Source organism: Bradyrhizobium sp. SRS-191 (assembly GCF_024586915.1).
Classification (GTDB): domain Bacteria; phylum Pseudomonadota; class Alphaproteobacteria; order Rhizobiales; family Xanthobacteraceae; genus Bradyrhizobium.
This window is the reverse complement of the sequence record NZ_JANBVS010000004.1, coordinates 390,184-410,327: the sequence shown is the minus strand read 5'-3', so window position 1 is coordinate 410,327 and position 20,144 is coordinate 390,184. Positions and strand designations below refer to the sequence as shown.

The window sequence follows — 20,144 nt, the reverse complement described above, 5'->3', positions numbered from 1 at the left end:
GGAAGAGACGACCGGAAGAGACAAACATGGCGATCACGCTCTCAGCTTCCGATTCTGCGCTTGCGGAGGCACCGCGACCGGCGCGGCTGACGCCGCCCCAGGTGTGGGGCATCGTCATGCTGGCGCCCTATATTCTGGTGTTCCTCGCCTTCGTCGTTTATCCCGTCGGTTACGGCCTGTGGCTGGCGCGCGATCCGGCGAGCTATGTCGCGCTGTACAACGATCCCATTTTTGCGCGCGCCGCCGTCAACACGCTGATCTTCCTGCTCGTCGGCATCAATCTGAAGATGCTGATCGCGCTGTTCCTGTCCGGCTTCTTCGTGCAGCAGCGCGGCTGGATCAAATGGCTCTCCGTCATCTTCATCCTGCCCTGGGCGGTGCCGTCGATTCCGACCATCCTGTCGGTGCGCTTCATGCTCAATCCCGAATGGGGCGTGGTGAACCAGCTGATCTTCAAGTTTACCGGCGAGGACGGCCCGAACTGGCTGAACGATCCGACAGTGGCGCTGGGCATGGCCATCGGCATGCACATCTGGAAGTCGCTGCCGTTCTGGACCCTGATCCTGATGACCGGGCGTCTGGCGATCTCGCAGGACCTGTTCGAAGCCGCCGAGGTCGATGGCGCGACCTGGATGCAGAAGTTCCGCTACATCACCTGGCCGTCGATGCAGACGCTCTACATCACCTGCACGCTGCTCTCGATGATCTGGACGCTCGGCGACTTCAACAGCGTCTATCTGCTGACCGGCGGCGGCCCGGCCGACCTCACGCATGTGCTGTCGACGCTCGGCATCCGCTATCTCCGGCTCGATCAGCTGAGCCTCGCGATGGCCTCGATCGTCTGCGCGATGCCGCTGGTGCTCCCCCTGGTCTATTTCATGATGAAGCGGTTGTCGCGATGAAGCTCCCTACCCTCCGCGAAGTCGGCACCGAGGCCCGGCTGCTGCTGATCGGCATTCCCGTCTTCATCTGGACGATGATCCCGATCTATCACATGTTCCTGTTCGCGATCTCGCCCAAGGAGGACGCGTTCTCCGGCAAGCTGTGGCCGGATCATCCGACGCTGCACAATTTCTCGATCGTGTTTCACCAGCAGCATTACTTCCTGCGCGACTTCTGGATCCAGTTCGGCAACTCCGTGATCATCGCGGTCGCCGTCGGTGCCCTGACGCTGATCATCGCGACCTGCGCGGCCTACGCGATCTCGCGGCTGCGCGTGCCGGGAAGCCGGATCGTGATGAACCTCGCGCTGTTCACCTACTTCATTCCGGCCGCCTTCCTCGCCGTGCCGATGTATCGCACCATGGGCAAATACGGCCTGCTCAACAATGACTGGTCGTTGATCCTGGCCATGGTGACGATCGCCTCGCCCTACGCGATCTGGGTCTTGAAGCAGGCCTCCGACAAGCTGCCGGTCGAGCTGGACGAGGCCGCCGTGATGGACGGCGCGAGCCCGTTGCAGATCTTCCGCCTCGTCTACGTGCCGCTGATGATGCCGTCGCTGGTCGCGATCGGCACCTACGCGGTGCTGCTGGCCTGGAACGAATATCTCTACGCGTTCCTGCTGCTGTCCAACGACAAGGCGATCACCCTTCCCGTGGCGCTCGGCAACTTCCTGGCCGCCGACGATTCGCCGTGGGAGCTCCTGATGACCACGGGCTTCATCTACGCGCTGCCGCCGGCCGCGGTGTACTACGCCTTCAAGCGCTACATGGTGGGCGGCCTGACGGCTGGTGCCGTGAAGTCGTGACAGGATAATGCGCGTCGGGTTTCGCCAGGGCCGCATCGCGGATGCGTCGCGGCCGAACTGGGATGGCGACGGGCCGCGCCCGATCGACTGGTTCGCGTGGTATCCGGCCGCGGAGGGGGCGACCGAAGCGTCGCTTCCGGTCACTCCCTGGCCGCAAGAATGGTTCAAGGCCGGACCTGTGGCGCTGGATGCACCGCTGGCCGCCAACGGTCTTTGTCCGCTCGTGGTCTACTCACACGGCACCGGCTGCAACGGCCTGCAGGTCGAATGGCTGGCGCGCGAGCTGGCGGCCCGCGGCTTCATCGTGGTGGGGATCAACCATCACGGCAACAACAATGCCGCGCCGTTCCGTGCCGAGGGCTTCCTGTGCTCGTGGGAGCGGCCGCGTGACGTGTCGATGCTGATCGACCACCTCCTCCCGCATCCCGCTTTCGCCGGCCGCATCGACGCCGACCGCATCTACGCCGTCGGCTATTCGCTCGGGGGCGTCACGGTCGCATTGCTGCTCGGCGCCATCATGATCCGCTCGCCCTTCGCGCCCGGCGCCAATCTCGGCCGCGGCCCGCGCGAGTTTCCAGATCTCGTCGATCACCTGCCGCGCCTGATGGAGACGAGCCAGGTCTTCCGTGACTCCTGGGCGCGGATGTCGGATTCGTATCACGACCCGCGCATCAAGGCGGCGCTGCTGCTGGCGCCGGGACGCTCGGTGCAGGGGTTTTCCGACGAGAGCGTCGCGGCGATCGATGTGCCGACACACATCATGGTTGGCGGCGCCGATGCGCTGCTGCCATCGGCGCGGTGGCTGCAGGAACGCCTGAAGCGCAGCGCGTTCGACATCGTCGCTGACGATGCCGGACATTACGTGTTCTTGCCGGAGAGCACCGAGCTCGGCCGCAACGCCGATCCTGCTAGCTGCGTCGATCCGGCGTCAGTCAATCGCGGGGCAGTCCATCGCACAGTGATCGAGGCCGCCTTGAAGCTGTTTATGGCTTGAAGACGCAGCCTCGACACTCTCCGTCATTGCGAGCGCAGCGAAGCAATCCAGAGTCCTTGCTCAGCCCTGGATTGCTTCGCCGCGCTCGCAATGACGGTTGCTACAGCGGCGCCGCGCTCTCGCCGCGGTCGCTCGACAGTTTTGACGCCAGCGATGCGATCACGATCACCACGGCGATCAGCCCGATCACCAGCGTGCAGATCGCGTTGATCTCCGGCTTCACCCCGAGCCGCACCTCCGAATAGATCCGGATCGGCAAGGTCGCCGACCCCGGGCCGGTGGTGAAGCTCGCGATCACGAGATCGTCGAGCGACAGCGTGAAGGCCAGCATCCAACCGGCGATCACCGCCGGGGCGATCAACGGCAGGGTCACCATCGCAAAGGCGCGGAAGGGATCGCAGCCAAGATCCATCGCCGCCTCCTCCAGGCTGCGGTCGAGCGAGACCAGGCGCGACTGCACGACGACGGCGACGAAGCACATCGTCAGCGTGGTGTGGGCGATCGTCACCGTCCAGAAGCCACGTTCCACTTCCAGCGCCACGAACAGCAGCAGCAGCGACAATCCGGTGATCACCTCGGGCATGACCAGCGGCGCATACAGCATCCCGGAGAACAGCAGACGGCCGCGAAAACCTTGTCCGCGCGACAGCGCCACGGCCGCGAGCGTGCCGAGCACCGTCGCCACCGTCGCCGACGTCGCACCGACGCGCAGGCTCATCCAGGCGGCATCGATCATCGCGCGGTCGTTGAAGAACTCGTGATACCAGCGCAGCGACCAGCCGCCCCACACCGTCACCAGCCGCGAGGCGTTGAACGAGTAGATCACCAGGATCAGGATCGGCAGGTACAGGAACGCCAACCCGAGCGTCAGCGAGGCGACGTTGAAGCGCGACAGGCGGGAGGCTCTCGCAGCCATCACCGGCTCTCCTCGAGCTGCCGGCGCTGCAGTCGGTCGTAGAGCAGCAGCGGCAGCAGCAGCACGGCGAGCAGCACCACAGCGATGCTGGAGGCCACCGGCCAGTCCTTGTTGGTGAAGAACTCCAGCCACAGCGTCTGGCCGATCATCAGCGACTTCGAGCCGGCGAGCAGATCGGGAATGACGAACTCGCCGACGATCGGGATGAAGCACAGCAGCGCGCCCGCCCCGACACCCGGCAGCGAAAGCGGAAACGTCACCAGCCAGAAGATCTCGCGCGGCGTCGCGCCAAGATCGGCGGCGGCCTCCTCCAGCGCCGGCTCCAGCTTCGTCAGCGTCGCGAACAGCGGCAGGATCATGAAGGGCAGATAGGAATAGACGATGCCGACATACATCGCGCTGTCGGTCGACAGCCACACCACGGGCTTGGACACCAGATGCAGCGCGAGTAGGATCTGGTTCAGGAGGCCGTCATGCTGGAGGATGTTGACCCAGGCATAGATGCGGATCAGGAACGAGGTCCAGAACGGCACGATCACCAGCATCATCGCGATGCCCTGCCAGCGCCTCGGCAGGCGCGCCATGCCATAGGCGATGGGATAGCCGATCAGCAGCAGGATGGCCGTCGACGTCAAGGCGACGACGACGCTGCGCAGATAGGACGCGAGATACAGATCGTCCGACAGCAGCAGGCGGAAATTGTCGAGCGACAGCGCCGCGAAGGCGTCTGATAGCGACGACCAGCCCTCCGCGAGCGAGAACAGCGGCGTGTAGGGCGGCTGCGCGATCGCAGTCTGCGACAGGCTGATCTTGAGGACGAAGGCGAACGGCACCAGGAAGAACAGCACCATCCAGACATAGGGCGCGATCGCGGCGAAGCGCGCCGGGCGCGAGAAGATGCGGCGCGCGCTCATCGTTCCAGCACCACGCAATCGTCGGGCGTGAACCAGGCGACGACGCGCTGGTTCAGCCCATAACCATCGGCATCGAGCCGCGCGGTGTTGGCCTGCGCCGCGTGAAGCACAGCGCCGCCATCGAGCTTGATCTTGTAGACCGTCTTGCCGCCGAGATAGCTGGCATCGCTGACGGCGCCCTCGACGCAATTGATCCCCGTGGCATCGCCTGCGGGTCGACGAAGCGCAAGCCGGATCTTCTCCGGGCGGATCGCCACGGACACCCTGGTCTCGGTGATCGGAACCACCGGCTGCGCCGCGACGAGCTCGCCCGCGGTCGACGTCGCAACCCGCAGCCGCAGCGGCTCCCGCGCGGTCACCTCGCCTTCGAACAGGTTGATGTCGCCGACGAACTCCGCAACCCAGCGCGAGGCCGGCTCCTCATAGAGCCGCCGCGGCGCCGCGACCTGCTCGAGCCTGCCGGCGTTCATCACCCCGATCCGGGTCGCCACCGTCATCGCCTCCTCCTGGTCGTGCGTGACGATGATGAAGGTCATGCCAAGCCTGCGCTGCAGCTCCATCAGTTCGAACTGCGTGCTCTCGCGCAGCTTCTTGTCGAGGGCTGCCATCGGCTCGTCGAGCAGCAGCACCTGCGGGCGCCGTGCCAGCGAGCGCGCCAGCGCCACACGCTGCCTCTGCCCGCCGGAGAGCTGATCGGGCTTGCGCTTCTCAAGGCCCTCGAGCCGGACCAGCGCCACCATCTCGGCCACGCGCGTGGCGATCTCGGCGCGCGGCATGCCGGCGCGCCGCAGCCCGAAGGCGATGTTGTCGCGCACGTTGAGATGCGGAAACAGCGCGTAGTTCTGGAACATCATGTTGACCGGCCGCTGATGCGGCAGCACGTCGCCGATGTCCTCGCCGGACAGCAGGATGCGGCCTTCATCCGGGCTTTCGAAGCCGGCCAGCATGCGCAGCAGCGTGGTCTTGCCGCAGCCGCTGGGGCCGAGCAGCGCGAAGAACTCGCCGGCGCGGATGTCGAGCGAGACGCCGTCGACGGCGCGGAAGCTGCCGAAGCTCTTCACGACATTTTCGATCCGCAGGATCGGCGGCTGAGGATCGGGACGCGGGTCCGGCGCAGGCGGTGGCGCCGCCTCGGCGGCAGGCTCTGAAGTCGCGATGTCGTCAGCCATGATCAGGTCTAGTCACCCTGCCGGCCCACAATGGCGCGGCGCAGCGCAAGCTAGCCGCCGATCGACTGCAGCTCAACCGCACGGGCCGGACTATCCCCGTCCCCGTCGGGCACACGCGGCGCGCTCCGCGCCCCTGCTGCCGCCATGAAGGCAGCCAGCGCATCCCGCTCCGTCGCGCCGAGGCTGAGCCCGAGCTTGCTCCGCCGCCACAGCACGTCGTCGGCGAACCGTGCCCATTCCCTGCTCATGAGATAACGGACCTCGGCCTCCGTCAGCTGTGCCCCGAACGCCTGGCCGAGATCGGCGCGGCTCCGGGCATCACCCAGGATCTCCGCAACCCGCGTGCCGTAGGCGCCGACCAGGCGGCGTGCCTCGGCTTCGCCAAGGAAGCGCCAGCGATCCCTGGCGTCGTCGACGAGGTCCTCGAAGCGCTCCCAGGCGAAGTCGCCGCCGGGCAGCGGCGCCGCCGCGGTCCAGCACGGCGACATCGGACAGACCCTCGCGAGCCGTGAGACGGCCTGCTCGGCGCGGCGCCGCGCCGTGGTGACGTCGCCGCCACACAGAGTGAGCAGCGGCGCCCTGCCGCGGGCGGTATCAAGGCTGACGACCGTTTCCATCTGCCGGCCGTCGTCGCCCTTCAGCAGCATCATGTTGGCGCCGGAGATCGTTCGAACCACATCAACCGGCTGGATATCGGAACGGAAATAGCGATTGGCGGCCTTGCAGAGATAGCTGACATCCGCCGCCGGCATCGCAACGACAGCCGGATCGCCGCTGAATGGATGAGCCACCGTTCCGATCAGCGTGAACTCACGCTCATAGGGCTGGGCGAAGATCAGCCGGCCGTCGGGATTCTGGAACACGTAGACGGCGTCGGTATCGAACAGCCTGGGCACGACGATCTGGCTGACCTGCCGGGCCGCCACGCGCGGCGGCGGTTGACGCAACACGGTCTCTGCGGTCGACACGCTCCACGCGCCCGTCGCATTGGCCAGCGCGTGCGAGGTGACGATGCGGCGGTGACCGCGGTCGATGATGGCGAGGCGCCAGATGCGGTCGCAGTCGGCCCGGATGCAGCGGGCACCGGTCCTGATGTCGGCGCCCCGCTCGGCGGCGTCGAGCGCCGTCAGCACCACCAGGCGGGAATCGTCGACGACGCAATCGGAGTATTCGAAGGCGGTGCCGAACGGACGCTTCAGCGCGTCGCCGATCGGATGATGCGTGACGTCGAGCGTTGCTGCGGTGGGAAGGCGGCTGCGCTTCGCAAGGTGATCGTAGAGCCAGAGCCCGGCGCGCAACTGCCACTGCGGACGCTCATTGGCATGGGCGGGAATCGCGAAGCGAACCGGGCGCACCAGATGCGGCGCTGTCGTAAGCCAGACGTCGCGCTCGGTCAGCGCCCTGCGCACGCGCAGCAGGCTGCGTCGCTCCAGCGCGGCGAGATCGCCATGCACCAGCCGTGAGGTCGCCGACGAGGCGGCGCCGCCGAGATCGCCCTGTTCGATCAGGATGACGCGCAAGCCGCGGCCAGCCGCGTCGCGCGCCAGGCTGACGCCGTTCAGACCGCCACCGATGATTGCGAGATCGTAGTCCGCCATCCGCCAAGTTCTTCGCGCGTGTGACGCACGATCGTAGACCTCGACCGATGATTCTCGTAGCGGCGGAGCTGACAGGTCAGCGGATAAATTCGCGCTGTTGCGCGGCGGCCTCTGACCGCAATCCTACGGTGAGACGTGTTGCGGTCAGCCGGTCTTGCGCACGGTCGCGACGTCCTCGTCATGCGCGCGACCCACGACGCCGTCATATTTGCCGATCGGCAAGGGCTTGCCGAGCAGATAGCCCTGAACGGAGTCGCAGCCCTGCTCGGCGAGGAAGCCGAGCTGCTCCGGCGTCTCGACGCCTTCGGCCACGATCGACATGTTCATGCCGTGGCCGAGACCGATCACCGCACGAATGATCGCGGCCGATTGCGGGTTGCGGCCGAGATTCATGACGAAGGCGCGGTCGATCTTGATCTTGTCGAACGGGAACGCCTGCAGATAGCTGAGCGACGAGTAGCCGCTGCCGAAATCGTCCATCGAGACGCGGACGCCGAGCGCCTTCAATCGCCGCAACAGCGAAACGCCGCGATCGAAATCCTCGATCAGCACGCCCTCGGTGATCTCGAGCTCGAGCCGTCCGGGAGAGAGTCCCGTCTCCAGCAGGATCGAATGCACCAGCGCGACCAGGTCGCCATGGACGAATTGCGCCGGCGACAGGTTGACCGCAACCTGCAGCGGCTTCGGCCACGACGCCGCCTCGCGGCAGGCTTCGCGCAGGATCCACTCGCCCATCTCGACGATGAGGCCGCTCTCCTCGGCGAGCGGAATGAAGTCGCTGGGGGGCACGAAGCCGCGGACCGGATGCTGCCAGCGCGCCAGCGCCTCGAAGCCGATGATCTCGCTGGCATCGACGGTGCGGCCCGAACTCGCCTGCGGCTGGAAGTACAGCGACAGCTCGCCATTCTTGATCGCGACCGAGAGCTCCTGGTGCAGAACGCGGCGATCGCGGATCTGCTGGTCCATCTCGGGCTCGTAGAAGGTAATGCTGCCGCGGGCCTTGGCCTTGGCGCGAAACAGCGCGGCGCCGGCATTGGCGAGCAGCGACGCCGGATCCGAGCCATTGTGCGGGAATACCGAGATGCCGGTGGTCAGCGCGGTGCGGATCGACTTGCCGTCGATCTGGAATTCGACGGCAATCGCCGCGGCCAGCTGTTCGGCGAGCGCCCTGCCCGCCTCCGGCTGCTTGCCGTCGATGATCAATCCGAACTCGTCGCCGGACAGGCGCGCGACGACGCCGCCGCGGGCGACGGCATGAACGCGCCGGGCGACCTCGATCAGGAGCTTGTCGCCGACGGCATGGCCGAACACGTCGTTGACGTCCTTCAGGGCCTTGAGGTCGACGTTCAGGACAGCGAATTCCTCGTCGGAGTCCCGGCACGCCTCGATCATCTGGCTCAGCGCCTGCAGGAAGGCGGCGCGGTTCGGCAGGTCGGTCAGGCCGTCATGATAGGCCATGTGCGCCATCCGCGATTCGGTCTGGCGCCGGTCGGTCACGTCCTCATAGGTCTTGATCAGATATTGCGGCTCGCCGCTATCGCCGAGCACCGTCACCCGCCGGGTCAGGAACAGGCGCAGGCCGTCCTTGGTCGAGATCGGATGCTCCTCGGTCATCAGGCTGCGCTTCTTGATCGCCGCCTCGTCGCGCGCGACGATCAGCCGGGCCTCGCGCGGATTGAAGATGTCCGCCGCAGTCAGGCCGGTCGCCTCCTCGCGCTTGCGGTTGAGGATGATCTCGGCGCTGCGGTTGGCGAGCAGATAGCGGCCGTCGTTGACGCTCTCGACGATCAGCGACACCGGGATGTTGTCGACGATGAGCTCCAGAAACTTCTTGGTGGTCTCCAGCTCGAGCCCCAGCGAGCGGCGCTTGGTGGCATCGTCGAACACCGAGATGAGGAATTGCGGCTTGCCGCTGTCGTTGCACACCACGACGCGGTTGGAATCCAGGATGAGCTGCTTGCGGCCGCGCTGGATGACCAGCTCGCTGCGATGAGACGTGCCGGGGGCGAGCGTCGCCGCACGGTCGGCCGCCTCGATGTTGGCAGCCGTCTCGGCGGAGAACAGATCGCGCGCGAGGTTGCCGACGATGCGCTCGCGCGGAATGCGTGAGAACTCCTCGAACGCGCGGTTGGCGAACACGTAGCGGCCGTCCTCGATGGTCTTGGCGGCGACGCAGACCGGAACATGGTTCAGCACCGATTCCAGGAACTGCTTGGTCGAGGCCAGCTCGTCCTCGAGCTTGCGCTGCACCGTGCAATCCTCATGGATGCCGATCGACCCGCCGTTCGGCAGGCGGAACATCTTGGCGCGCACCGCTCGCCCGCCGGGCAGCTCGGTCAGGCAGCCCTCGGGCTCGCGCGCCTGGCGCGCATAGTCTTCCACCGACATCGTGAGCAGGCCGCGCTGGCGCCGCAGTTCGAGCAGGTCGCGCCCCGTGCAGCCGGCGGGAATGTCGGCCCGGCTCATGCCGTAGATCTCGAGGAAGCGGTGATTGTAGAACACGACGCGGTTGGCGGCGTCGGTGAGCATCAGGCCCTGGCTGAGATTGTTGAGGGCGGAGCTGATGAAGGCGTTCCGGCGCAGCTGCGCGCGCTTGGCGCGCCGCAGGGCCTGATGGATCCAGATCACGACGGAGGCGAGAAACGCGCAAACGACGATGCCGCCGATCAGCACCTTCCAGAGCACGTCGGGGTCGACGCTGCCGAAATAGAAGGAGGGCGAAAAACCGGGCGAGGCAGCCCAGGCGCACGCCGGCGTCCCGGCCGTCATGGCGGCCACCGAGGCCGCAACGACACGCGCCGGAAACGCGTTTCGGTCGCTCGCCTGCCAAAACTTGCCAGCCATCAATCACCCGCGGTATCCGGATGGCATTCTCTGGCTCGACCGGTTGGGATCGGGTAAACGGTTTCCACAAACTTCGAAAAAGACGAAGCAAATTCGGGCGATGACCTTCTATGATGAATGGTTTGCTAAGCAGCGGCGTGCTTGGCATGAAGGCTCCGCCCACCGCCGATTGCAGAGAGCCGTGACCTCTCGGGATTGTTTCAGGAACAGGTATGGAAAAGGTTGATTGCGTCGTCGTCGGTGCGGGCGTGGTGGGACTTGCCATCGGCCGCCAGCTGGCCAAAGCGGGGCGCGAGGTCATCGTGCTGGAAGCGGCGGAGGACATCGGCACCGTCACCTCATCTCGCAACAGCGAAGTGATCCATGCCGGCATCTATTACAAAGCCGGCAGCCTGATGGCCCGCTTCTGCGTCAGCGGCAAGCGCATGCTGTACCGCTATTGCGACGAGCATGGTGTTCCCTATCGCAATTGCGGCAAGCTGATCGTGGCCACCAGCCCGGCCGAGACCGAGAAGCTGCAGGGCATCCGCGCTCATGCCGAGGCGAACGGCGTCGAGGGCATGCGGCTTCTGACAGGCTCCGAGGCGAAAGGCATGGAGCCGGCGCTGGCCTGCGAAGCCGCCCTGCTGTCGCCCTCGACCGGAATCCTGGACAGCCACGCTTTCATGCTGTCGCTGCGCGGCGAGATCGAGGATGCCGGCGGCGCCTTCGCCTTCCACACCCCGCTGCTGCGCGCCAAGGCGGTCAACGGCGCGATCGAGCTCGATGCCGGCGGCGAACAGCCGATGACGCTGTCCTGCCAGTTGCTCGTCAACGCAGCCGGCCTCAATGCGCCGGCGGTCGCCCGCCTGGTCGAGGGCATGCCGCCGGACTTGGTGCCGACAGCCTATCTGGCCAAGGGCAACTACTTCAGCTGCAGCGCCAAGGCACCGTTCAGCCGGCTGATCTATCCGGTCCCGGAGCCCGGCGGGCTCGGCGTCCACCTCACGCTCGACATGGCAGGCCAGGCCCGCTTCGGTCCCGATGTCGAGTGGATTGACAGGATCGACTACGCGGTCGACCCCGCTCGCGCCGACCGCTTTTATCCGGCGATCCGCAGATATTGGCCGACACTGCCCGATGGTGCGCTGATGCCGAGCTACTCCGGCATCCGGCCGAAGATCGTACCGCCCGCGGTGGCATCGCAGGACTTCGTCATCCAGGGACCGCGCGAGCACGGCGTGACTGGATTGATCAATCTGTTCGGAATTGAATCGCCTGGGCTAACGTCATCGCTGGCGATTGCCGCTGATGTCGGTGAACTCGCAGCGAGCTGACAAACCGCAACTTATCAGGATACGTGCGCTTCCAACAGAGATGGAGCGCGCTGGATGTCTCAGGCAGACCGGATTTGGAGGTATTCGCCGAGTCATCCGAATGTTGCGCCTGGGATGGCGTGATCACCATCCCAGTACGCACGGTCTTAGCATGCACGGGTCTTGCGATTGGAAGTCCCGTGGATCGTAGTCACAAGTCAGTGAAGCGTTTCGGTGGTCACCTGTCTCAAGCGCTCGATCTCATCCTTCACCATCAGTTTACGCCGCTTCAGTTCGGCAATGCGCAGATCGTCTGTTGACGGATGCACGAGAGCTTCATGCAATTCGTTTTCAAGAACTTTATGCTTACGCTCCAGTTCAACGAGATGCGCCTGAATGGCCATTCGAAACCTCCTTGGTAGGTGAACCTGAGATTCGACCAGGGCCTTGGAGTGTACACAAGTCGCTTGACCTGTCGATGGGGCCAAAAGACCGCACATGCAGATTTGAGCGCCGTGCGTAACGAAGCGTGAGCGGATGCGGACGATTCTTGAGGGCGCGCCAACCTGAAATTCACGGGACAGCTGCAGAGATCATCGGGCTCGCGGCTTGCTTATCAGCTTCGCAAGCGCAATATTCGCTCCCGCCTTTCGCAGGGCTTCCCACTTCCTTCCGCTTTTTTGCTATCATAGATCATGGCTGACCAAGACGAGCGCGAACTGCAGGCCGAACTCGCGCGCCTGCAGCAGGAGCACCGCGACCTCGACGCAGCGATCGATGCCTTGCATCTGTCGCCCGCGCCGGATTTGTTGCGGCTGCAACGGCTGAAGAAGCGGAAGCTCATGCTGCGCGACCGGATCGCCTTCATCGAAGACCAGATTACGCCTGACATCATCGCCTGACGCGAAGCGTCAGCGATCGTGTCCTATGTCGCCGACTGATTGGGGAAGCCTCCCAAAGTCGTCTTGACACAATCGAACAAAACAGGAACAATCCCGCCATCCTCGCTCCCCGACCGTACAGGTCCTGCCAGCCCCAAGGATGGTTCGATGCCCGCCTCGTTCTCTCCGCAAGACCGCCTCTACGAACAGGCCTGTGATCAGGCCATCGCGATGTGCGACGGCAATCTGCGCTCGACGATCAAGGCCCTGATCATGGCCAACGAATATCTCGAGCTGGAACTGCTGGAGCTGCGTGCGGCCATCGCCTGTGGCTGCATGCCGAACACGGCTTCTGATGAGGCACAGAGCAGCGCGGCCTGAGCCGCGCCGCAACGGAGATCGTTGCCGCATCTGCTTGGAGTTTCGAGGAGCACCAGGAGGATGATGCCATGCCTGACGTGACCTACTACGTCGCCATGCCGTTCAGGCGAGACGAACAGGGCGCCGTGATCGCGGGCAATGCGGAGGAGTGCCAGAGTTCGACGGCAGCCCTGCGCCGCGCCGAAGCGATGTCGCGCTTACCGGACAATATCGGCGCCATCGCCTTCAGTCGCAGCGGCGATCCATTGATGGGCGAGTTCAGCGATGCGCGGCTGCTGCACACATTCGGCGAGCTGCCCGACGACCTCGGCGAGCTCTAATCAAAACGCGAAATGCCGACGCTGGCCGGGATTTCGTGTCTTCGCTGCGCCTTGCGGATGTACATCGCGCGATCGGCTTCCTCGAGCGCACGCACCGGGTTGACGCGCTTGTCCAGCAGGGCGACGCCGGCGGAGGCCCCTGCCCGGACCGTCTGGCCGCCGAAGGTGAAACTCAGTCCGTCGATCGCTTCTTCCAGTGCGGCCGCCTTGGCGCGCGCGTCCGTCTCGCTGAGATGCCACAGCAACACGCCGAACTCGTCGCCGCCGAGCCGCCCGATCACGTCGGACGAGCGAACCTGTTCGCTCAAGACGCGCGCGACAGCCTTCAGAACCTCATCACCCGCGGCATGACCGAACGTGTCGTTGATCGGCTTGAGGCGATCGACATCCAGCACGACCAGGGCGCCGGTCGCATCGTAGCGCTTGATGAACGCGATCGAGCGATGCAGCTCCCGGGCGAAGCCGCGGCGGTTGAAGATGTCGAGCAGGAAGTCGCGCTCGGCGGTGGCCGTGAGTTCCTCGATGCGCGCCTCAGCCGCGGCCAACTCGGCCTTGAGGCGGCGGATGGTCTGGCGGGCGCCCGCCGGTGCGGCGGCGGTGCCTGGCGCGCGGGCGCGGGACGAAGCCTTGCGACGGTATCGAGGTCCGCGTTTCGCGACCGGTCCAACCTTCTTGATACGCTTCTTTTTCATCCTGGACCTGACTCGCCACGGTTTGGACTTGCCGGGTTTAACCAAGACAGGATAGTCCATTCGGACCTCCATGCCATGGCTTGCCGCTGTCGGGACCGATCCTATACTCCGGCCCATGCTGATGGATTCCCGAGAAGAATTGAGGTCATGACCGCCCCGATCGCCATCATCATGGGAAGCCAGTCGGACTGGGATACCATGCGCCATGCCGCCGAGACACTCGGCGCGCTCGGCGTGAGCTATGACGCCCGCATCGTCTCGGCGCACCGCACGCCCGACCGGCTGTACGCGTTTGCCAAGGGCGCCAAGGCCGCCGGCTTCAAGGTGGTGATCGCCGGCGCGGGCGGGGCTGCCCATTTGCCAGGAATGACCGCGTCGTTGACGGAGCTGCCCGTGTTCGGCGTTCCCGTTACGTCCAAGGCGTTGTCCGGGGTCGATTCGCTCTACTCGATCGTGCAGATGCCTGCCGGTATCCCGGTCGGCACGCTCGCGATCGGCAAAGCGGGCGCGATCAATGCCGCCCTGCTGGCGGCGAGCGTCCTGGCTTTGACGGATAGCGCTCTGGCCGACCGGCTGTCGGCCTGGCGTCAGGCCCAGACCAATGCGATCGCCGAACGTCCGGAGGGCGCGGCGTGACCGGCTCCAAGCAGGTGAAGCTGAAGCCCGGCGACACCATCGGCATTCTCGGCGGCGGCCAGCTCGGACGCATGTTGGCGCTGGCTGCGGCGCGGCTCGGCCTGCGCTGCCAGGTGTTCTCGCCGGACCCGGACTCGCCGGCCTTCGACGTGGTCCTGAACGCCACCTGCGCCGAATATGCCGACGTGGAGGCGCTGGAGCTGTTCGCCAACGACGTCGATGTCGTCACCTACGAGTTCGAGAATGTCCCGTCCGCGGCCGCCATGGTGCTCGCGGCGCGCCGCCCGGTGCTGCCGAGCCGCTCCGCGCTGGAGACGACCCAGGACCGGCTGATCGAGAAGGATTTCGTCACCTCGCTCGGCATCCGCACCGCGAACTATGCCGACGTCTCCTCGCTCGCGACGCTGCGCGAGGCGGCGTTCCGGCTGGGCCTGCCGGCCGTGCTGAAGACGCGGCGGTTCGGCTATGACGGCAAGGGCCAGGTCAAGATTCGCCAGGGCGACGACCTCGAGCGGATCTGGGCCGAGCTCGGCACCAAATCGGCGATTCTGGAAGCTTTCGTGCCGTTCGAGCGCGAGATCTCGGTCGTCGCAGCGCGCGCCGCCGATGGCCAGGTCGAGTGCTTCGACGTGACCGAGAACGAGCACCGCGACCACATCCTGAAGATTTCACGCGCCCCGGCCGGCATTCCCGATGCGCTCGCTGATGAAGCCCGCGACATCGCCAGCCGGATCGCCACGGCGCTGGATTATGTCGGCGTGCTCGCCGTCGAGATGTTCGTCGTCACCGGCGGCCCTAATCCGGGCGTGCTGGTCAACGAAATCGCGCCCCGGGTGCATAATTCCGGCCATTGGACGCTCGATGGCGCCTCCATCTCCCAGTTCGAGCAGCACATCCGGGCGATTGCCGGCTGGCCGCTGGGCAAGCCGCTGCGGCACGGTCACGTGACGATGACCAACCTGATCGGCGACGAGATCGACACCTATGAGCAATGGCTGACGGTTCCCGGCGCCACCGTCCACCTGTACGGCAAAGGGGCCGCCCGCCCCGGCCGCAAGATGGGGCACGTCACTCAGGTCTCCCCCCTTCCCCCTCGGCAGGGCTGAAATAAACCGCCTCCTGCGCGTTAAACTTGTCCTCATGAGCCCGCCAGCGGGTGGACAGCAGGGGACTCCTCTGATACATGGGCGCGCTCAAGGTTAAGGGCGCGGCCATTTGCCAGCCCTGGCTTCACCAGATTTCAAACCGATAGACTGAGAAAGAGGATGCCGCGTGCAGGTTCTCGTTCGCGATAACAATGTCGATCAAGCCCTCAAGGCGCTCAAGAAGAAGATGCAGCGCGAGGGCATTTTCCGCGAGATGAAGCTCCGCGGCCATTACGAGAAGCCCTCTGAGAAGAAAGCCCGCGAGAAGGCCGAAGCCGTGCGCCGCGCGCGCAAGCTGGCCCGCAAGAAGCTGCAGCGCGAAGGCCTGCTGCCGATGAAGCCGAAGCCGGTGTTCGGTGCCGGCGCTGGTGGCGACCGCGGCGCAGGCCGTGGTCCGGGTGCAGGCCCGCGCCCTGGCGCGCCGCGCTGATCCATCAAAATCATCTGCTGAATTGAAAGCGCGGGCCCTGGGCTCGCGCTTTTGTTTTTGGCCGCCTGCTGATCGGCGACACGGCCGACATGAGCCGTTCGGCAGGCGCTGTCGCGCCGGGCTCGATGCGGAGCTGCCGGCCAAAGAAAAGCGGCAGACCGGATGGTCTACCGCGTCGCGGATCAGTTCACGGCTGGATGTCGCCGATTACTTCGGCAGCACCGAATGGAACACCGACTTGGCCGCGGACATCATGTCCTGCGCCACGGTCGACATCTGGTCCTTGATCGACGGATCCTTCTCAACACGCAGATCGAGCGGACGCAACTGCTGCGCCGGAATCTCAGCAGGCGGCGTGGGCCGACCATCGGCCTGCACCGATCCCGTATAGGCCGGGTTCGGCGCCGACGGCATCACAAAGCCCTGCTCCGCCGGCGGGGCCGAGACCGTCACAGGCGGCGGCAGCGGGCGAACCGGCGACACCTGCGGTGCGGCGGTGACGACACGCGAGGTGTCACGGCCAGCATCGTTGGCGGGCTTCTCTGCAGCTGCCTTCTCAGTCGATCCCTTTCCAGCGCCCTCGCTCGCCCGCAGCCGCTCGATCGCAGCGCGCGCAAGATCAGCCGCATCCCGGCGCTCCTCCGGCTGAGCGGCCGGCGTCTCGGCGGGCGTGCCCCGCGCAATCAGCTTTTCGCGAGGCGACGTCGTATGGCGTGGCGCCGGCGTCTCGGTCGGGAGGCTCGCCGTCTCCGTCGGCTTCACCTCGACCGACTTCTCGGCGGCCTTGTCGGTCAGCGACTTCTCGGACACGCCCTTGGCCTTGATCCCAGGCACGGGAGCCGTGGACAGCGCGGCGGAGGTCTCGGCCGGCTTGGCATCGGGCTTTGCGCCATCAGCAGACTTGTCTGCGGACTTGTCAGCCGATTTGGGCACATCGCCCTTGTGCGCATCTGCCCTGGAGCCGGTCAGCTTGGCATAGGCAGCCGACGCCACGGAGGCCACGGTCGAAGGCGGCGCATCGGGCTTGGTATTGATGTAGTGGTTGACGATGTAAGCCCCGATGATGGTGGCGAGCACCGACGGGATGATCTCCAGAGCAAACTTCGTGAGATATTTCAGCATGCTGACCACTCCCGCGCGGTATTTGCGGGAACTTTGAGGCACAATTAAGGGACCATTCCCCACTCTCCGCAGCCCGTATCCACGCCAAGCGAGCACGGACGAACCGCGAAAAGTCGTTTTCCTGAAAGCCTTTGAGACCGGAGCCGAGCTGCAATCCGAGACCGTTCGGACGCGACCGCAGCTCTCCGGATCACCGGCTCAAGATACCACAATCAGCGGCATGCCGGTAAACAAATGGTTAGGGCTTGAGCTCAACCTCGAGGAAAACGATCTCGGAACCGGTCTCGTTCAGCACATCGTGTTCGACGCCGGCTTTGCGGAAATAAGATTTCCCGACCGCGAGCTGCGCTTTCGAGCGCTCCCCCGACGGCGCCACGATCGTCATCTCCCCCGCGGTGACGGGAACGATCACGTAATCCATCCCATGGACGTGGCGTCCCGTCGCGCTGCCCGGCGCCAGCCGCCATTCGGTGACGCGGACCTCGGGCGTATCGACCTGGACATCGGACTGGGCGGTGAGCATGGGATCTCTCTGACGATCAGGGCACGAAGAGCAGGAAGAGGAATATCGCGAACACGACCATGTGCACCAGCCCGAACAGAATGTTCGTCCTGCCGGTGCCGAAGGTCAGCATGCTCAGGACGAAGGTCAGGACCAGCAGCACCATGCCCTGGGCGTCCAGGCCGAGCACGAGCTGCTTGTCGAGCGCATAGGCGGCGACCGCCACGGCCGGGATGGTCAGGCCGATGGTGGCGAGGGAGGAGCCGAGCGCCAGGTTGATGCTCTTCTGCAGATCATTGGCGCGGGCGGCCGAGATGGCGGCGACGCTCTCCGGCAGCAGGATCAGCAGCGCCACGAGCACGCCGGCGACGGCGGGCGGCGAACCGGTGGCGGCAACGCCGGCATCGACCACCAGCGAGAACTTCTTGGCGAGCAGCACGACCGCGAGCAGCGCCAGCAGCAGCAGCCCGACGCTCAGCATGAGCTTGCTCCGTGGAAGCCGGCTGTCGTCATCGGTGAAGCCGGTCGAGCTGCCGACGAAATAATCCCGGTGGCGCGTGGTCTGCGTGTACAGAAACACCGCATAGAGCAGGATGGTCACGACGCTGACAAAGGCCAGCTGCGCCGCCGAATACACCGGGCCTGGCGCGGTGAGCGTATAGTTCGGCAGTACCAGCGTGATCGTCGCCATCGTGAACAGCACGCTGAGATACAGATTGGCGCCGGAGACGAGGACATCCTGCTCGCGATAGCGCAAGCCGCCGATGAAGACGCAGATGCCGACCAGCCCGTTGCAGACGATCATCACGACGGCAAAGACGGTGTCGCGCGCCAGCGCAGGCGCGGACTTGTCGCCGAGCATGATGGTGGCGATCAAGGCCACCTCGATGATCGTGACGGCCAATGTCAGGAGCAGCGTTCCGAACGGCTCGCCGATCTCATGGGCAATGACCTCGGCGTGATGCACGGCTGCGAACACCGTTCCGAACAGGATGATCAGAAGCACCGCGGCGAACACGAGGCCGGCTGCGGAGGGCGTGAAATCATAGTGTGTCAGCGTGACGGCCACGACCAGCGCCACCGCCAGTCCGGGAAAGATCACCGATGATGCCGGCGTCGCGCCCTGCACGCTCATGATTCGCGCTCCTCGATCCTGTCGCGGACTATGCGCGATGGCGCGCCGATGGTCATCAGTTCTGGCTGAGCAGCGGATGGATCGGCAGCACCGTCAGCAGCAGGAACAGCGGGATCAGGACGGCGGCGGCCCGCAGCATGTAACCGAAGAAGCTCGGCATCCGGATGCCGCGCTCGTTGGCGATCGCCGCCACCATGAAGTTCGGCGCATTGCCGATATAGGTCAACGCGCCCATGTAGACGGCGCCCATGGAGATCGCGGCCAGCGTTCCCGAGAGCTGGCTCATCAGCACCTTCGGGTCGCCGCCGGCGAGCTCGAAGAACAGCAGGTAAGTCGGCGCATTGTCGAGGAAGGCCGACATCAGCCCGGTGAACCAGAAATAGGCGACCTCGCGCGGCGCGCCGGACGGCGTCGTCACCGCATTCAGCAGCCAGCCGAACGAGCCCTCGTGGCCGGCGTTCAGCATGGCGATGACCGGGACGATCGCGGTGAAGATCGCCGCGAACAGCTTGGCGACCTCGCGGATCGGCTCCCAATTGAAGCCATTGGCCTCGCGGTGCTCGTCCGGCGTCAGCCACAGTGAAAGTCCGGCGATCACCAGGAGAACGCCATCACGAACCAGGTTCTGCAGCTCGACATGCGTGCCCACGACATCGAAGGAAATGCCCGGCTTCCAGTTTGCGGAAATCAGCGTGTTGGTGACGATCGCCGCGATCAGCACGACATTGATGAGGCCGCGAACGCGCACCGGCTCTGTCGTGCCGGACGCCTGCAGCGCCGACTTTTCCTGACGGAAGCGCCACCAGTCGATGGCAGCGAAGATCACGAGCAGCAATCCGGCGACGATCGCGGTCTGTAGCCAGATATTGCGCGTGGTCCAGAAGAAGTCGACGCCACGCAGGAATCCCACGAACAGCGGCGGATCGCCGAGCGGGCTCAGGGCCCCCCCGACATTGGCGGCGAGGATGATGAAGAACACCAGCACATGCACATTGTGCGGCCGGTCGAGATTGGCGCGGATCAGGGGCCGCACCAGGATCATCGCCGCGCCCGTGGTGCCGACGACGCTTGCGATGATCGTGCCGAGCGCCAGGATGGCCGTGTTGGTGGCGGGCGTCCCTCTGATCGTGCCTGTCACCAAAATGCCGCCGGCGACCGTGTAGAGCGCGAACAGCAGCACGATGAAGCTGAGATATTCGGCGAGCAGCGCGTGGACGAATGCGACCAGCGCGCTCCCCGGTCCGAACTGCCACGTCAGGGCTGCCAGCGTCACCAATGCCCAGGCCGCGGCGACTTTCCCGTAATGGTGATGCCAGAAGGCGGCAAACAGCAGCGGACCGAGCGCGATCGAGAGCAGCAGCCCGGCGAATGGCAGCGCGAAGGGCCAGGTCATCGCCGCGCCGTTCAGCTCCGCGGCGTG

General features: G+C 65.5%; 21 protein-coding genes. 10 read left to right on the top strand and 11 right to left on the bottom strand.

Going from position 1 to position 20,144, the window contains the following annotated elements:
* Positions 1 to 26: 26 nt before the first annotated feature.
* The 3 genes from NLR35_RS10685 to NLR35_RS10675 are packed head-to-tail and all read left to right on the top strand — an operon-like array spanning position 27 to position 2,744.
* Positions 27 to 902, top strand: coding sequence for a carbohydrate ABC transporter permease (locus tag NLR35_RS10685; protein WP_257166508.1), 876 nt, complete (start codon positions 27 to 29; stop codon positions 900 to 902).
* Entirely contained in the window at positions 899 to 1,750 is an 852-nt protein-coding gene (locus NLR35_RS10680) for a carbohydrate ABC transporter permease (protein WP_257166507.1), read from the top strand. The genes NLR35_RS10685 and NLR35_RS10680 overlap by 4 nt, the downstream gene beginning before the upstream one ends.
* 7 nt (positions 1,751 to 1,757) lie before the next feature.
* Entirely contained in the window at positions 1,758 to 2,744 is a 987-nt protein-coding gene (locus tag NLR35_RS10675) for an alpha/beta fold hydrolase (RefSeq protein ID WP_257166506.1), read from the top strand.
* Positions 2,745 to 2,844: 100 nt separating this feature from the next.
* On the opposite strand, the gene NLR35_RS10670 is transcribed toward NLR35_RS10675, so the two are convergent.
* The 5 genes from NLR35_RS10670 to NLR35_RS10650 all read right to left on the bottom strand — a co-directional run bounded on the left by NLR35_RS10670 (position 2,845) and on the right by NLR35_RS10650 (position 10,185).
* On the bottom strand, positions 2,845 to 3,660 hold the full coding sequence (locus NLR35_RS10670) for an ABC transporter permease (RefSeq protein ID WP_257166505.1): 816 nt from the start codon (positions 3,658 to 3,660) through the stop codon (positions 2,845 to 2,847).
* Positions 3,660 to 4,574, bottom strand: coding sequence for an ABC transporter permease (locus NLR35_RS10665; protein WP_257166504.1), 915 nt, complete (start codon positions 4,572 to 4,574; stop codon positions 3,660 to 3,662). The genes NLR35_RS10670 and NLR35_RS10665 overlap by 1 nt, the downstream gene beginning before the upstream one ends.
* Positions 4,571 to 5,743: an ABC transporter ATP-binding protein gene (locus NLR35_RS10660; RefSeq protein WP_257166503.1), complete on the bottom strand. Its 1,173-nt coding sequence runs from the start codon at positions 5,741 to 5,743 to the stop codon at positions 4,571 to 4,573. Before NLR35_RS10660 ends, NLR35_RS10665 begins: the two co-directional genes overlap by 4 nt.
* A 50-nt stretch (positions 5,744 to 5,793) precedes the next feature.
* Positions 5,794 to 7,341, bottom strand: coding sequence for a glycerol-3-phosphate dehydrogenase (locus NLR35_RS10655; protein WP_257166502.1), 1,548 nt, complete (start codon positions 7,339 to 7,341; stop codon positions 5,794 to 5,796).
* 144 nt (positions 7,342 to 7,485) lie between these two features.
* Positions 7,486 to 10,185 (bottom strand): EAL domain-containing protein, encoded by a 2,700-nt coding sequence (locus NLR35_RS10650; RefSeq protein WP_257166501.1) that lies wholly within the window; start codon positions 10,183 to 10,185, stop codon positions 7,486 to 7,488.
* Positions 10,186 to 10,397: 212 nt separating this feature from the next.
* Here NLR35_RS10650 and NLR35_RS10645 point away from each other — a divergent pair, with 212 nt between their 5' ends.
* On the top strand, positions 10,398 to 11,501 hold the full coding sequence (locus tag NLR35_RS10645) for an NAD(P)/FAD-dependent oxidoreductase (protein WP_257166500.1): 1,104 nt from the start codon (positions 10,398 to 10,400) through the stop codon (positions 11,499 to 11,501).
* Positions 11,502 to 11,698: 197 nt separating this feature from the next.
* Here the strand turns inward: NLR35_RS10645 and NLR35_RS10640 are convergent, their stop codons facing one another.
* Positions 11,699 to 11,884: a YdcH family protein gene (locus NLR35_RS10640; RefSeq protein WP_006612193.1), complete on the bottom strand. Its 186-nt coding sequence runs from the start codon at positions 11,882 to 11,884 to the stop codon at positions 11,699 to 11,701.
* Positions 11,885 to 12,175: 291 nt separating this feature from the next.
* On the opposite strand from NLR35_RS10640, the gene NLR35_RS10635 reads away from it, so the two are divergent.
* The 3 genes from NLR35_RS10635 (at position 12,176) to NLR35_RS10625 (ending at position 13,062) form a co-directional block, all read left to right on the top strand.
* Complete coding sequence (locus tag NLR35_RS10635; protein WP_006612194.1) at positions 12,176 to 12,382, top strand: YdcH family protein; 207 nt, start codon at positions 12,176 to 12,178, stop codon at positions 12,380 to 12,382.
* Between the two features lie 147 nt (positions 12,383 to 12,529).
* Positions 12,530 to 12,742 carry a hypothetical protein gene (locus NLR35_RS10630; protein WP_257166499.1) on the top strand — a complete coding sequence of 71 codons (213 nt, stop codon included), beginning with the start codon at positions 12,530 to 12,532 and terminating at the stop codon, positions 12,740 to 12,742.
* 68 nt (positions 12,743 to 12,810) lie between these two features.
* Complete coding sequence (locus NLR35_RS10625) at positions 12,811 to 13,062, top strand: hypothetical protein (RefSeq protein WP_257166498.1); 252 nt, start codon at positions 12,811 to 12,813, stop codon at positions 13,060 to 13,062.
* Here NLR35_RS10625 and NLR35_RS10620 read toward each other — a convergent pair.
* Positions 13,059 to 13,814, bottom strand: coding sequence for a GGDEF domain-containing protein (locus NLR35_RS10620; protein WP_257166497.1), 756 nt, complete (start codon positions 13,812 to 13,814; stop codon positions 13,059 to 13,061). The two genes, NLR35_RS10625 and NLR35_RS10620, sit on opposite strands and share 4 nt — an antisense overlap.
* 87 nt (positions 13,815 to 13,901) lie before the next feature.
* On the opposite strand from NLR35_RS10620, the gene purE reads away from it, so the two are divergent.
* From purE to rpsU, 3 genes are all read left to right on the top strand, one after another.
* Positions 13,902 to 14,390: a 5-(carboxyamino)imidazole ribonucleotide mutase gene (gene purE, locus NLR35_RS10615; protein ID WP_257166496.1), complete on the top strand. Its 489-nt coding sequence runs from the start codon at positions 13,902 to 13,904 to the stop codon at positions 14,388 to 14,390.
* Positions 14,387 to 15,496, top strand: coding sequence for a 5-(carboxyamino)imidazole ribonucleotide synthase (locus NLR35_RS10610; protein WP_257166495.1), 1,110 nt, complete (start codon positions 14,387 to 14,389; stop codon positions 15,494 to 15,496). Before purE ends, NLR35_RS10610 begins: the two co-directional genes overlap by 4 nt.
* Positions 15,497 to 15,662: 166 nt before the next feature.
* Positions 15,663 to 15,965: a 30S ribosomal protein S21 gene (gene rpsU / locus NLR35_RS10605; RefSeq protein ID WP_009028248.1), complete on the top strand. Its 303-nt coding sequence runs from the start codon at positions 15,663 to 15,665 to the stop codon at positions 15,963 to 15,965.
* Between the two features lie 207 nt (positions 15,966 to 16,172).
* On the opposite strand, the gene NLR35_RS10600 is transcribed toward rpsU, so the two are convergent.
* From NLR35_RS10600 to NLR35_RS10585, 4 genes are all read right to left on the bottom strand, one after another.
* Positions 16,173 to 17,087: a hypothetical protein gene (locus NLR35_RS10600; RefSeq protein ID WP_257166494.1), complete on the bottom strand. Its 915-nt coding sequence runs from the start codon at positions 17,085 to 17,087 to the stop codon at positions 16,173 to 16,175.
* A 238-nt stretch (positions 17,088 to 17,325) separates the two neighbouring features.
* Positions 17,326 to 17,610, bottom strand: coding sequence for a cupin domain-containing protein (locus tag NLR35_RS10595; protein ID WP_257166493.1), 285 nt, complete (start codon positions 17,608 to 17,610; stop codon positions 17,326 to 17,328).
* A 16-nt stretch (positions 17,611 to 17,626) separates the two neighbouring features.
* Positions 17,627 to 18,724, bottom strand: coding sequence for a calcium:proton antiporter (locus tag NLR35_RS10590; protein ID WP_257166492.1), 1,098 nt, complete (start codon positions 18,722 to 18,724; stop codon positions 17,627 to 17,629).
* A 55-nt stretch (positions 18,725 to 18,779) separates the two neighbouring features.
* The gene (locus NLR35_RS10585; protein ID WP_257166491.1) at positions 18,780 to 20,117 is read right to left on the bottom strand and encodes a sodium:proton antiporter; all 1,338 of its coding nucleotides are present in this window, start codon (positions 20,115 to 20,117) and stop codon (positions 18,780 to 18,782) included.
* Between the last annotated feature and the right edge of the window lie 27 nt (positions 20,118 to 20,144).

Coding starts and splice junctions, on each gene's coding strand:
- NLR35_RS10685 (WP_257166508.1), top strand. CDS start 27: ATGGCGATCACGCTCTCAGCTTCCGATTCTGCGCTTGCGGAGGCACCG.
- NLR35_RS10680 (WP_257166507.1), top strand. CDS start 899: ATGAAGCTCCCTACCCTCCGCGAAGTCGGCACCGAGGCCCGGCTGCTG.
- NLR35_RS10675 (WP_257166506.1), top strand. CDS start 1,758: ATGCGCGTCGGGTTTCGCCAGGGCCGCATCGCGGATGCGTCGCGGCCG.
- NLR35_RS10670 (WP_257166505.1), bottom strand. CDS start 3,660: ATGGCTGCGAGAGCCTCCCGCCTGTCGCGCTTCAACGTCGCCTCGCTG.
- NLR35_RS10665 (WP_257166504.1), bottom strand. CDS start 4,574: ATGAGCGCGCGCCGCATCTTCTCGCGCCCGGCGCGCTTCGCCGCGATC.
- NLR35_RS10660 (WP_257166503.1), bottom strand. CDS start 5,743: ATGGCTGACGACATCGCGACTTCAGAGCCTGCCGCCGAGGCGGCGCCA.
- NLR35_RS10655 (WP_257166502.1), bottom strand. CDS start 7,341: ATGGCGGACTACGATCTCGCAATCATCGGTGGCGGTCTGAACGGCGTC.
- NLR35_RS10650 (WP_257166501.1), bottom strand. CDS start 10,185: ATGGCTGGCAAGTTTTGGCAGGCGAGCGACCGAAACGCGTTTCCGGCG.
- NLR35_RS10645 (WP_257166500.1), top strand. CDS start 10,398: ATGGAAAAGGTTGATTGCGTCGTCGTCGGTGCGGGCGTGGTGGGACTT.
- NLR35_RS10640 (WP_006612193.1), bottom strand. CDS start 11,884: ATGGCCATTCAGGCGCATCTCGTTGAACTGGAGCGTAAGCATAAAGTT.
- NLR35_RS10635 (WP_006612194.1), top strand. CDS start 12,176: ATGGCTGACCAAGACGAGCGCGAACTGCAGGCCGAACTCGCGCGCCTG.
- NLR35_RS10630 (WP_257166499.1), top strand. CDS start 12,530: ATGCCCGCCTCGTTCTCTCCGCAAGACCGCCTCTACGAACAGGCCTGT.
- NLR35_RS10625 (WP_257166498.1), top strand. CDS start 12,811: ATGCCTGACGTGACCTACTACGTCGCCATGCCGTTCAGGCGAGACGAA.
- NLR35_RS10620 (WP_257166497.1), bottom strand. CDS start 13,814: ATGGACTATCCTGTCTTGGTTAAACCCGGCAAGTCCAAACCGTGGCGA.
- purE (WP_257166496.1), top strand. CDS start 13,902: ATGACCGCCCCGATCGCCATCATCATGGGAAGCCAGTCGGACTGGGAT.
- NLR35_RS10600 (WP_257166494.1), bottom strand. CDS start 17,087: ATGCTGAAATATCTCACGAAGTTTGCTCTGGAGATCATCCCGTCGGTG.
- NLR35_RS10595 (WP_257166493.1), bottom strand. CDS start 17,610: ATGCTCACCGCCCAGTCCGATGTCCAGGTCGATACGCCCGAGGTCCGC.
- NLR35_RS10590 (WP_257166492.1), bottom strand. CDS start 18,724: ATGAGCGTGCAGGGCGCGACGCCGGCATCATCGGTGATCTTTCCCGGA.
- NLR35_RS10585 (WP_257166491.1), bottom strand. CDS start 20,117: ATGACCTGGCCCTTCGCGCTGCCATTCGCCGGGCTGCTGCTCTCGATC.